Consider the following 13,763-nt stretch of genomic DNA (forward strand, 5'->3'; position numbering starts at 1 on the left):
GGAAATGGAAATAGTAATTAGTTTATTGGTAGTTATTTTAATTATTAGTATTGGTGGCTTAATAATTTATATGCAAATTAAAAAAAGTCAGAATGTTACTAGTGACCCAATTGCACAAGACTTTTTAAAAATGCAAGTAGAAACTTTAAAAGAACAATTAAATGATTTTAAAACATCATGAAATGGTTCGGATCGTGATAAAACCGAAAAATTAATTAATTTAATGAGTAATATTGATAATTTTCAAAAAAATTTAGATAAAAAAGAAGATGATTATAAACGCAATGCTGATGTCATTCAAAGACAAGTAGTAGATGTTATTAAAGATTTAGCAAAGTTACAAGAATCATCAACTGTTTTAGGAAAAATTAATGATAATATTCAAAGTTTACAAGAAGTTTTTATTAATACTAAAAAACGTGGTAATGTTGGTGAATTTGTTTTAGAAAAAATTTTGACTAATATGTTGGGTTCAAATCAAAAATTATGAGAACGACAATATAAAACAATTGATGGCAAAGTTGTTGATGCCTATGTAAAAACAGATTCTGAAAAAGAAGGAATTGCTATTGATTCAAAGTTTTCAATTGATAACTATCAAAGGTATTTAGTAAGTGAAGATATTAAAGTTAAAGAAAATTATTTAAAAGATTTTCGTAATGATATTCGTAAACGAATTGATGAAGTTGGAAAATATATTAATATTAAAAATAAGATTTCTAGCGCAGTAATGTTTATTCCTTCTGAAGAAATATTTGCTTTTATTTACGCACAATTTGCTGATGATATTGTTGAATATGCTTTTAAGAAACGTGTTTGAATTACCTCTCCTACTACTTTATCTGCTGTTTTATTTACAGTTGATAAAAATCGTAAAGACATTGATTTTAATAAAAATTTAGAAAAAATGGCAAAAAAATTACGTTTATTCAAAGATGATTTTGATCGTTGGGTTGATAGATGAGAAAAAGTTAAGGCTGGTTTTGATACAACTAATAAAGCCATTGAAATTTTAGATAAAACCCATAATAAAATTGCTGGACATTATAACAATATTTTTGAAATGTCTGAAGAAATAAAAGAGAGTGAATAATTATGAATTTAGAACAATATTTAGATGAAATTATTAAATTTTTACAAAGTGAAGTAAAAAAAGCAAATGCCAAAGGTTTAATTGTTGGTTTAAGTGGTGGTGTTGACTCAGCAGTAGTAGCATTATTGATTAAAAAAGCTTTTCCTAATGATCATTTAGCATTAATTATGCCTTGTTTTTCACCAGATATTGATTTAGAATATGCAAATAATTTAGTTAATATTCATAAATTAAATGCCAAAGTAGTTAATTTAAATAATGTTTTTTTAAGTTTTAAAAAAACATTAGAAACTGAAATTAATATAGAAAAATCAAAATTAATTTTAGGCAATTTAAAAGCTAGATTAAGAATGAATACTCTTTATGCATATGCACAAAATCATAATTATTTAGTTGTAGGAACAGATAATAGTGATGAATGACACATTGGTTATTTTACTAAATATGGTGATGGTGGTGTTGATTTATTACCAATTATTCATTTGTTAAAAAAAGATGTTTTTGCTGCAGCAAAGATATTAAAAGTTAGTGAAGAGATCATTATTCGTAAGCCAACTGCTGGTTTATGAGATGGACAAACTGATGAAATGGAAATGCAATTTAAGTATGAACAATTAGATCAATATTTACTAGGAAATAAATCATTAATACCATCATCAGTAATTAATAAAATTGAATTTATGCATCAGAATAGTGCACACAAAAGAATACCTGTACCGCAAGCTCCGAAATGAACAAGAAAAAAATAAAGGAATGAGAATATGGCTGGACATTCACAATATGCAAATATTAAACATCGTAAAGATGCCCAAGATAACAAACGTGGTAAAATTTTTCAAAAATTATCAAGAGAAATTTATGTTGCTGTTAAATTAGGTGGTGCAAATGTTGAAAATAATCCGCGATTGAAATTAATGTTAGAAAAAGCACGACGTATAAATATGCCAAAGGATAATATTAATCGTGCTATTAATAAAGCTAGTAATAAAAATGAAACAACTAATTATGAAGCAGTCACTTATGAAGGATATGGACCAAGTAATATTGTCATAATTATTCATTGTTTAACTGATAATAAAAATCGAACTGCAAGTAATATTCGAAGTTATTTTAATAAATTGGGTGGTCATTTAGCTGCTACTAATTCTGTTCAATATTTATTTCAAACAACGGGGGTAATTCAATTTTCAAGTTTATTATCAGTTGAAGAAATTTTGGAGTTAATAATTGATTTTGAAATTTTTAATATTGAAAAAAATGAAGATATCATTGATATTGAAGTTAATCCTAAACAGTTAAATGCTGTAACTAATTTATTAGAAAAAAATAATATTAATGATTTTATTACTAATGAAATTGTTAATATTCCCCATGAATTGATTACCATTACTGATCAACAACAAATTAAATTAATTGATATATTGTTAGAAACAATTGAAAATGATGATGATGTGCTTTCAATTGAACATAATTTTAAAAAATAAAAAGGTTTATTTTTCTTTTTCATCTAATTAATAGTAAGAATAGAAAAGGAGGAATAAGTCATGGATGAATATTTTTAGGTATTATTAAAGAATTTTATGAAAATAAAATTATTTTTGAATGTAATGATCATGGATATATTATTGAAGGTGTTAATTTACAAACATTACCATTAAATATTAAAGTGAAAATTTATGTTTATTTTCATCAAAAACCAACTTATGAACAATTTTTTGGGTTTGTATCAAAACCAATAAAAACCTTTTTTATTCACTTACTTAATATTAGTAATATTGGACCAAAAACTGCTTTAAGATTACTAAATCAACTATCACTTGATAGTATTAAGTTGGCTATAAGCAAACAAGATTATAAGATATTGCAACAGTGTAAAGGTATAACTCATAAAATTGCTAATAATATTATTAATTATTTTAGTAATCATATTAAACTAGTAAGTAATTTAACAACTAGTCAAAATGAAAAATCAGATTTAGTATTTGATACATTATTAAAATTAGGTTTTAGTTCAATAGTAATTAATAATTTTTTATTAAGAAATATTAATTGAGATTTGGAAGTTGAAGAAATTATTGCATTAGCTATTAAGGAAATAAAATATGGGTATTAGTAGTTTTAATAATTTTGTTGGACAAAATAATGTTATTGAACGTATTCTAATTTTAATCAAAGGTAGTAAAATTCAAAATATTGCTTTAAGTCATATTTTATTAATTGGTCCTCCTGGTATTGGAAAAACAACTATTGCACGATTAATAGCAGAAGAATTGCAAGTAAATTTTCATAGTTTAGAAGGAACAAGCATTAATAAAACTAGCGATATTATTAGTATTTTAGCAAATATCAAACAATCTGATATAGTTTTTATTGATGAAATTCATGTTGTTAACTATGAAATATTAGAAGTATTATATTCTGCATTAGAAGGTAATTTTATTAATATTATGATTGGTAAAGATTATAATAATAAATTTGTTAAAATTAATTTACCCTCTTTTACATTTATTGGTGCTACTAATAAAGTAGGAATCTTAACTAAAGCGTTGATAAGTCGTATTCCTAATATTTTACAATTATCTGATTATAATTATCAGGATATTAAAAGTATTATTTCACAAGTTTCTTTAAGTTTAAATTGAAAATTAGAAAATAATATAATAAATATTATTGCTAATCATTGTCGTAATATTCCGCGACTCATTATTAACATCATTAAACAATTGTATAATTATTGTGTTGTTATGAATGTAGATTTAAATGAAACTAATATTTTGCAAATTTATCCTTTAGGTTTAAATAGTTTACAATTGGCATATTTAGCATTGTTTAATAATGTAAATTTAGATAAAAGTTTGAGTATTGAAACTATTTGTCAACTTTTGAATGAAGAAAGAAAAAATCTTGAAATTCATTATGAACCTTGACTTATTCATTGTGGTTTAATTACTAAGACAACTAAGGGTCGTAAAATAACAATTATTGGTAAAGAGTATATTAATAATAATATAATTTTATTTAGAAAATAATTATTTTTGATATTACTGTAAAACAATTGTTATTTATAACGAATGTTGGTATTCTTATATAGTGCTTAAATAATATACAATCTATGTTTATACAAATAAAATGATTTAGGAGTGAAGAAATATGAACACTTCTTCTAGGACAAGAAAAACTAAAAATCTTGGATTTTTTTTAAGGATTTTTAGTTTAATAATTATTGTTTCTGCAATAATAATTTCAGTAGTGTTTAGTGCTAAATATGTTGAAAATAATAGTAAATTAAGTATTGAGTTTGCTGGTGGTTATCAAACACAAGTTCAATATGAGGGTAAAGGTAAACAAAAAGATGTTATTAATTTATTAAAAGACAGAGTTGACCCTTTAGGTACTAGTAACGTTTATATTGAAAGCATTACTAGCAATAATAATAAGTATAATTTAGCGTTGAGTAAAGATGCGGGAGTTGATATTTCTACTTTTGTTCACAGTGTATCACGACGTGGTTATTCTTATATTGTTGATAAAGATGGTAATGACTTATTAGCAACCGAAAAGAAAGATGACAAAGCTACTACTTGAACAAAAAGAGATAAAAGATTATTAACTAGTGATGTTTTTTCTGCTATTAAAGCTGTTAATAATTCTGTTACTCATCGCCCAGAACTTGTTTTTGATGTTAAAAATGATTCAGTTTTAAAAGAACTTACTTCTGCTAAAGAAAATACATTTTATATTTATTCAGATATTGGTCAGTTATTAGATTATATTCGAAGTAGTATGGAGGGTATTCGCTCCCTTGCTTTTATAATTGATAATCTTAAAAATGATACTGATGGTAAGATTAAAGCATCATTAACATCATTATTAGATAATAATACACCAGGTCTTGGTAAAGGTACTGATATTTTAGCTAGAGCTAAAGCACAAGACCCTACTTTAGCACGACTATTAAATCCTAATCAAAATGGTCAATTTGGTATTAATTGAATTTATTCTGATAATTTAGGTTCAGTTCATAGTCTTTCTGTTGATACTAATGATGAAAAAAATACATATGATCCTGCTAATCGCTTTGATCCTTTTGCTTCTCCTATTGTTGGTTCACCTATGAATGCATGATTGCCTTATATTAAAGATTTATTACGTTTACCAGATGTTTCAGATATTTTACATGAAGATGTTATTGATTATCGTTATATTCCATATTGAGTTGGTGAAGTTAAAGTAACTAACAATAGTATTTCAATTAATTCAGATACTTTTAATCTTGAAACAGTTGAACAAATGAAAAGTGTTTTAACATCAGGATTGTCAAAAAATAATTTTACTATGTTATCTTATGCTAATGTTAGTCCAACGCTAGGTGCAACATCTTTAAAAATTGCAGTTGTTATTATTATATTAGTTACCTTTGTTCTTATGACTATTGTTCTGTTTTATTATCGTATGTTAGGAGTTATTGTTCTAATTATAATATCATTATTTTTATTATTTACTATTGTTAGTTTTGTTTTCATTAATGGCATAATTGCTCCTGAAAGCGTAATTGCTTTAATTATTGGTTTTGCACTATTATTAGATACGATTATTAATTTGTTGGAACGTTTTAAAAATGAATATATGCAAGGTAAAACTTTGATTAGTGCTTTTAAATCAGCAAATAAGAAAACATTATCTTCTTCATTAGATTGTAGCGCTATTATTTTAATTGTTAATTTAACTATTTTCTGATTTGGAACTCGTGCTATCAAAGGTTTTATTATTATGACTTCTATTGCTACTTTTGGTGTAATTATTTTTGGAATTATCTTATTAAGATTAATGTTATGAACATTATTACGAAATAACTGGTTAGAAAATAAACCTCAACTTTTAGGAACTAATAATATTAGTAGAAAAAGCACTATAGTTTTAAATAATTCAATAGATACAAATAATATTAAAAGTAGTGATAAAAAAATAAAAAAACAATTAATTTCAGAAAAATGTCAGCTTCAAATTAATTTTAAAAATAAAGTTAAAGAATTAATTAAAAAATTTAAAGTTGATAAACAGCAATTAAAAAAAGAACATAGTAAATCAAGATCAGTTTATAAGTCAAAAGTAAAAGATTTAAAATTAAATCTTTCACAAGAAATTAATAAATTGAAACAAGAATTAATTAATGCATTAAAACCGTTAAAAATTCAAATAGTTAAAGTTAAAACTGATGATAAAAAAATAAAAAAACAATTAATTTCAGAAAAATGTCAGCTTCAAATTAATTTTAAAAATAAAGTTAAAGAATTAATTAAAAAATTTAAAGTTGATAAACAGCAATTAAAAAAAGAACATAGTAAATCAAGATCAGTTTATAAGTCAAAAGTAAAAGATTTAAAATTAAATCTTTCACAAGAAATTAATAAATTGAAACAAGAATTAATTAATGCATTAAAACCGTTAAAAATTCAAATAGTTAAAGCAAAAGACAAAAAAATATTAGTTATTAATTTTAAAAATGTTTTTTCAAAACTTAAAATAAGTAACTGAAATTATTTTCATAAATTAACAAAATGAATTCTTTCAGGCTCTGCTGTTATTGTTCTTGCTTCAGGTATTACTTATGGTGTAATTGGTTCAAATTTTGGTTCTGGTTTTGATCAACGAACTGATTTTGTTGGAATGGGTACAATTACTCAAGATCCAAGTGATCCTAGTTACAATATTATTAAAGAAGCAGAATTAGCAAAAGATTTTATTAGTAAAGAAATTCAAAATAATAGTCAATTTAGTAAATATTTTAAAAATATTAATTTTTCCTTAATTGCTGGTGGTGAAGGAAAACCATATCAGTTTAAAATTATTGTTCAAACAACAGTAAATTCTCAAAGTATGCAGCAAAGGTTTAAGAATTTTTTAGGGGAGATTACTAGAAATTGAAAACAAGAATCTATTTTACAATGAGGAGAAATTGATCTAGTTGTTGCTAAGTCAGGTGTAGATTTATTAGTTAATATGATTATTTCAATTGCTTTATCTTTTATTGTTATTTTAATTTATATTATTATTAGATTTCAATTAACTTATGTTATTCCTTTAATTTTAGCTATTATTTTTAGTTTACTAATGACACTTGCTATTATTAGTATTTTCCAAATTGTAATTTCTACTTCAATTGTTGGAATATTATTGGGAGTAATGATTTTAACAATAATTAGTATTATGTCAATTTTTGATAATATTCGTGAAATTAAGATTAATAATAATCAAACACAAGTTATTAGCACAGAAGAAATAATTGAAATTTCAAATAAAAGTGTTCAAAAGGCTTTACCAAGAACATTAGTTATTAATGGTGTAGTATTAATAACATCAGTAATTGTTATGTTTATTATTCCTAGTTTCTGAATAGTTAGTTTATCATTATTAATAGGTTGTATAGTAAGTTTAGTATCATCTTACTTTATTGCTCCTTTTATTTGAATTTATTTTGAGAAATGAAGAGTTTATAGATATAAAAAACGTATTAATAAAATTAAAAAACATTTCATTGGTGCAGATGAATATGTTATTAAAGGTATTAATGAATAGGTGGTTGCAATGACAAAAGAATCATTAAAAAAAATTATTATTAATATTCCTGATTTTCCAATTAAAGGTATCCAATTTAAAGATATTAACCCAATATTAAGTAATCCAGAAGCATTTCAAAGTGTTGTTAATATTTTTGTAGATTTTATTAAAAAATGTGGAGCAACAGCAATTTTAGCACCTGAAGCAAGAGGATTTATTTTTGGTGCTGCTATAGCATATAAGTTGGGTATCAAATTAGTTCTTGCACGCAAAAAAGGTAAATTACCAGGTAAAACCTATAAAGTAACTTATGATTTAGAGTACGGTACTGCTATATTAGAAATGCAGCAAAATGTACTTTCAACAAAAGATAAAGTAGTAATAATTGATGATTTGATTGCAACTTCGGGAACAATTAATGCTTGTCTTAATTTAATAAAACAAAGTAATGCTCAATCAGTTGGCATTGCTACTTTAATTTCGCTTTCTGAATTTGCTAATAAACATCATTTTGATAATATTCCGCTGTTAGAAATAATTCAGTTTTAATAAGTAGTAAATAATGAATAATTTAACTTGTAAAGATTTTAACCAATTATTAGCGGAAGCAAAAACATTTATCAAAGATCCTAAGCAAATTACAAAAATTAAAGTAGCTTATGAATATGCATTATTAAAACATAAAGATCAATATCGAAAGAATGGTGATCCTTATGTTTATCATGTTTTATCAACAGCATATAATTTAGTATTATGACATTTAGATGTCTCTTCAATACAAGCAGGATTTTTACATGATATTTTAGAAGATACACCAACAACTTTTGATGAGTTAGTAGCAGAATTTGGTTTGGAAGTTGCTAATTTAGTTTTAGCTGTAACTAAAGTTAGTCATTTTGCAAAAGAAAAAAGAAATGAAATTAAAGCTAATTATTTACGTAAATTATATTTAAGTTTAGCTCATGATATTCGTGTCATTATTATTAAAATGGCAGATCGTTTACATAATATTAGAACTATTAATTTTTTAAATCCCGAAAAACAAATAATTATTGCTAAAGAAACTTTAGAAGTTTATGCTTCTATTGCTCATCGTCTAGGTATTCGTAAATTACAATCAGAACTAGAAGATCGTTCTTTTGCAGTATTACATCCTAAAGAGTATAAAAAAATTGATAATCTTATTAATTTGGATCGTGAAAAACGTGAAAAATTAGTTAATGAAATTATTAAAGAATTAACTAAAACATTATCACAACATAAAAATTTAATTTTTAAAATTTATGGTCGTAGTAAACACTTATATTCTATTTATCGTAAAATGTATTATTTTGGAAAAGATTTTGATGATATACATGATATTTTAGCAATTAGAGTTGTTACTAATTCTATTGATAGTTGTTATGCCATTTTGGGTTATATTCATCAAAGTTTTACTCCTGTTCCGGGTAGATTTAAAGATTATATTGCAACACCAAAAAATAATATGTATCAATCATTACATACATCTGTTGTTTTTGATAATGAAATTTATGAATTACAAATTAGAACTGAAGAAATGGAAGATTTTGCTGAAGCAGGTGCAGCTTCGCATTGAAGATATAAAGAAGGGGAAAATAAAAATCCTAAGAAACGTCAAGCAGAAATTGATGAAAAATTAAATATTTTTCAAGAAATATTAAATTTAAATGACTTAAATCCAAATGTTGATGAAAACATATTAGCAGATAATATTGCCAAAGATAATAATTTAGAAAAAGAAATTCGACAAGATATTTTTAGTGATTTAATTTATGTATTAACTCCAAATGGTAATGTTATAACATTACCATTTGGTTCAACTGTTTTAGATTTTGCTTTTAAAGTTCATACTGAAATTGGTGAAACAACAGTAGGTGCAAGAATAAATGGTATTTATTCTCCTATTAATACTGTTTTAAAATCAGGTGATATTGTTGAAATTAAAACTGCTAAAACTGCACGCCCTTCTCGTGATTGATTAAATATTGTTAAGACCAATTTTGCTCAACATAAAATAAAAAAATATTTAAATAATCAGCAAGAAAAATTTAATCAAGAAAATAAAATTAAAGATACAGAAAACAAAGAGAAAATAAAAAAAACAAAGGAAAAAATAGAAGAATATATTATTGAAAATCACATTCGTTGAAAAATTGCAAAACGTAATGTTATTATGTCAAGAATTAGATCATTAAAATATAAAACGTATGAAGATTTTTGCTTAGATGTTGCTAATGGAACTTATACAATTGAACAGGCGGTTACTACTATTTTATATAGTGATTCAGTAACATTTCAAGAATTAAAAACTAAACAACAAACAACAATGAATTTAAGTAGTAATAATGAAATTATTATTGAAAATGCCCCCAATACTAAAACATCATTGGCTCATTGTTGCTTACCTATCCCTGATGAACCAATTGCGGGTTATATTACTAAAGGGCAAGGTATTAAAGTTCATCGTTTAATTTGTCCTAATGTTAGTTTGCCAGAGCGTAAAGAACGTATTATTGATACTAAGTGAAATTTATTAGCAACCAGTCATCATCTTTATAATTCAAAAATTCAAATTCAATATTTAGATCGACCAGCATTGATGACTGATGTTTTAAATATTTTGGGCTATTTAAAGGCACAAATTCAAAGTATTGATGCTAATAATAAGCTTAAGGAAAATCATGGAAGTTTAAAAATTTTAATTAAAGTTTCTAATATTGAACGTTTACATCAAATTATTTCATCAATTAAAAAAATTCCTGATATTATTGCAATAAACAGAATAATTATGTAATATTTTAGTATAATATTTTCAGCATTTAAAAGTAAATTTAGGGTAAACATTAAGAGACAGTGTGGTTGGTGCAAACATTGGTTAACTAATTTTATGACATTAAATAGCTTGTATTATTAATTAATTAAATATGATAAATTATAATTAAGTGCATTTACTTTGTAAATGAATTAGGATGGTACCGCGTTAAGAAACGTTCCTAAAATAAAGGAACGTTTTTTAGAAGATTTATTTTTTATTAAAAGGAGTAAAAAAAGTATGCAATTTCAAAAAGCAAGAGGAACACGTGATATGTATAATGAAGAGGTTATTATATATCGTAATATTATTAAATCTTTAACACAGTGTGCAATTAAATATAATTATCAAGAATTTATTACTCCTATTTTTGAAAATGCTCAACTATTTTTACGAGCCGTGGGAGATACAACTGATATTATTCAGAAAGAAATTTATCAATTTAATGATAAAAATGATAGATTATTAGCTCTTCGTCCTGAAGGAACAGCGGGTATTGTTCGTGCTATAATTGAAAATAAATTATATAAATCTAAGCAAACGTTAAAGTATTTTTATTATGGTTCAATGTTTCGATATGAAAGACCTCAAAAAGGGCGTCAACGTCAATTTAATCAATTTGGTATCGAAACTGTTGGTGTTAAACATCCTTTAGTTGATGTTGAAGTAATGATGATGGCCCTAGAAATGATAAAAAGTTTTTCAATACCAAATTTAACTTTAAATATTAATTATTTTGGATCTAATGAAACAAAAAATAAATACCAAATAGCACTTAAAGAACAATTATTAAATCAAAGTAAGCAATTGTGTGAAAATTGTCAAATTAGAGTTAAAGTATCGCCACTAAGAGTTCTTGATTGTAAAATTTGTACTAAATTAAATTTAGAAATACCATATTTAAATGATTTTTTAACTAATGAAGAAAAAACATATTTTACAACCATTATTAATAGTTTAAAAAATAATAAAGTTAATTTTATTATTGATGAGCATTTAGTTCGTGGTTTAGATTATTATAATGGTATTATTTTTGAAATAACTACTATTGATTCACGAATTGGTGAAAGTCAAAATACTTTACTTGGTGGTGGTAGATATGATAATTTATTTAATGAATTGGGCTCACCATTAAAAATACCTGCTATTGGTTTTGCAATTGGTATTGAAAGATTAATGTTATTATTGGTAGAAAATAAAAATATTAATAAACCACCAATTATTGATTTACAAATTATTGCTTTAAGCGAATTAGGATTAATAATAGCTTCCGATTTATTATTACAATTACGTAAAGAAAATTATCATATTGATATGGAATATAATTTATATCAAGATAAAAATAAGTCACAGATTATTGATCGTAGTTTAGCCAAAAATATACTATTTTTAAAAGAAAAAAATCAGGTTAGTTTTTATTCTTTTGTTAAAAAAGAAATGATAAAATTAATTTTTGATACTGAACAGCAATTGTTTAGTAAGGTTAAAAATCTATTATTAGAGGAGAATGAAGAATATGGAAAAACTCTTTAGAACTCATACATGTGGTAATTTAACGCAGGGTGATATTACAAAAGAAATTATTATTAGTGGTTGAGTTAAAGATATTCGTATTAATAAATTTGGTATTTTTATTGATTTACGTGATATGTATGGAACAACACAAGTCATTGTTAAACCAGATAACGGATATTATCAAGAAATAAAAAATGTTAAAGTTGAATCTGTTTTAAAAGTAATTGGAACAGTTGTCTTACGAAAAAATAAAGATGCAAAAACTGCTAATGATATGATTGAAGTAGTAGCAAAAGATATTGAAATATTAAGCAATTCTATTAATTTACCATTTGTTATTAAAAATGATAATACGCTTGCTAGTGAAGAATTACGTTTACAATATCGCTATTTAGATTTAAGAAGACCAGCAATGAATTATAATATTAAATTTAAACACCAAGTTCTTAGTTGCTTACGAACATTTTTGAATCAAAATAATTTTTTAGAAATTGATACTCCTTGCTTAACAAAATCAACACCAGAAGGTGCTCGTGATTTTTTAGTTCCTGCTCGTATTCAAAAAAAACATTTTTATGCTTTACCACAATCACCACAAATTTATAAGCAATTATTAATGATATCAGGTATTGACAAATATTATCAAATTGCTAAATGTTTTCGTGATGAAGATTTTCGTGCTGATAGACAACCCGAATTTCAACAATTAGACTTAGAAATGGCATTTACTACTAGTAAAGAAATTAAATTAATAGTAGAAAATATGATAATAAGTCTTTTTAATACTTTAAAAATTGGTAATATTCCCTCAACATTTTCATCGATTACCTATGATCAAGCAATGGATTTATATGGTAGTGATAAACCTGATTTGCGTTGTACATGTAAGTTAATAAATATTAATATTAACAATAATAGTGATGGATTTATTTATAAGGGTTTTATAGTTAATGATAAAATGAATGAAACAACTATAAAAAAAATAACAGAAATTAGCAATCAGCATGGAGGAAAAACATTAATAATTTATGACTTAATTAAGAAAAAAATTATTCATAATAATTCTAAAGTAAAGTTTGATGATTTAGTTTTAGCAGAAGAAATATCAAAAATAAAATATAATAATAATTTTTTAATTTTCGTATATGAACAACAAGATGTTGCTAATAAAGTTATGGGTGCTATTAGAAGTTTTTATATTAATGATTTGTCAAAACGAATTAATCATAAAGATTTTATGAATAATATTGAAAACTTTGAATTTATTTGAATTATTGATTGACCAATGTTTGAACAGGAAGAAAATAAATGACAAGCTTGTCATCATCCTTTTACAAGTCCAAAAAATCCTGAAAAATTATTAGATATAAAAAATAAAGATTTAGGAACTTTAACTGCAGATGCTTATGATTTGGTTTTAAATGGTTTTGAAATTGCTGGTGGGAGCATTAGAATTCATGATTATAAATTACAAAAAAAGATTTTTGAATTATTAGATTTAAGTAAAACAGAAATTGAAAATAAATTTGGTTTTTTCTTATCAGCTTTTAATTACGGAGTTCCTCCACATGGTGGTATTGCTTTTGGCATTGATCGTTTATTAATGATTTTAATTAAGAATGAATCAATTCGTGATACTATTGCTTTTCCTAAAAATAATCGTGGTATTTGTTTATTAACAAATAGTCCTAGTGAAATTTCATCTGATCAGTTATCAATATTAAATTTGGAATTTAAGAAGTAAAATTTTAATTTTAAAGTGAT

At 24.3% G+C, this 13,763-nt stretch carries 10 protein-coding genes; all 10 read left to right on the forward strand.

Annotation, left to right across the window (positions count from 1 at the left end):
* Nucleotides 1–4: 4 nt before the first annotated feature.
* Complete coding sequence (locus AACL03_RS07095) at nt 5–1,093, forward strand: DNA recombination protein RmuC (RefSeq protein WP_339039929.1); 1,089 nt, start codon at nt 5–7, stop codon at nt 1,091–1,093.
* A 2-nt stretch (nt 1,094–1,095) separates the two neighbouring features.
* Complete coding sequence (nadE, locus tag AACL03_RS07100; protein ID WP_338957464.1) at nt 1,096–1,842, forward strand: NAD(+) synthase; 747 nt, start codon at nt 1,096–1,098, stop codon at nt 1,840–1,842.
* Nucleotides 1,843–1,854: 12 nt separating this feature from the next.
* Complete coding sequence (locus AACL03_RS07105) at nt 1,855–2,577, forward strand: YebC/PmpR family DNA-binding transcriptional regulator (protein WP_339039930.1); 723 nt, start codon at nt 1,855–1,857, stop codon at nt 2,575–2,577.
* Nucleotides 2,578–2,660: 83 nt separating this feature from the next.
* Nucleotides 2,661–3,206 carry a Holliday junction branch migration protein RuvA gene (gene ruvA, locus AACL03_RS07110; protein WP_339040169.1) on the forward strand — a complete coding sequence of 182 codons (546 nt, stop codon included), beginning with the start codon at nt 2,661–2,663 and terminating at the stop codon, nt 3,204–3,206.
* The gene (locus AACL03_RS07115; RefSeq protein WP_339039931.1) at nt 3,196–4,122 is read left to right on the forward strand and encodes an AAA family ATPase; all 927 of its coding nucleotides are present in this window, start codon (nt 3,196–3,198) and stop codon (nt 4,120–4,122) included. Before ruvA ends, AACL03_RS07115 begins: the two co-directional genes overlap by 11 nt.
* Nucleotides 4,123–4,243: 121 nt before the next feature.
* A complete protein-coding gene (secDF, locus tag AACL03_RS07120) occupies nt 4,244–7,669 on the forward strand; it encodes a protein translocase subunit SecDF (protein WP_339039932.1) in 3,426 nt (1,141 codons plus the stop codon).
* 9 nt (nt 7,670–7,678) lie between these two features.
* Nucleotides 7,679–8,200 carry an adenine phosphoribosyltransferase gene (locus AACL03_RS07125; protein WP_252319153.1) on the forward strand — a complete coding sequence of 174 codons (522 nt, stop codon included), beginning with the start codon at nt 7,679–7,681 and terminating at the stop codon, nt 8,198–8,200.
* A gap of 13 nt (nt 8,201–8,213) precedes the next feature.
* Nucleotides 8,214–10,466 (forward strand): RelA/SpoT family protein, encoded by a 2,253-nt coding sequence (locus tag AACL03_RS07130; RefSeq protein WP_338957453.1) that lies wholly within the window; start codon nt 8,214–8,216, stop codon nt 10,464–10,466.
* 258 nt (nt 10,467–10,724) lie between these two features.
* A complete protein-coding gene (gene hisS / locus AACL03_RS07135) occupies nt 10,725–12,017 on the forward strand; it encodes a histidine--tRNA ligase (RefSeq protein ID WP_338957451.1) in 1,293 nt (430 codons plus the stop codon).
* Entirely contained in the window at nt 12,001–13,743 is a 1,743-nt protein-coding gene (gene aspS / locus AACL03_RS07140; RefSeq protein WP_338957448.1) for an aspartate--tRNA ligase, read from the forward strand. Before hisS ends, aspS begins: the two co-directional genes overlap by 17 nt.
* Nucleotides 13,744–13,763: the final 20 nt, after the last annotated feature.

The organism is Spiroplasma endosymbiont of Andrena trimmerana (genome assembly GCF_964019575.1).
In the GTDB taxonomy this organism is placed as follows: domain Bacteria; phylum Bacillota_I; class Bacilli_A; order Mycoplasmatales; family VBWQ01; genus Spiroplasma_E.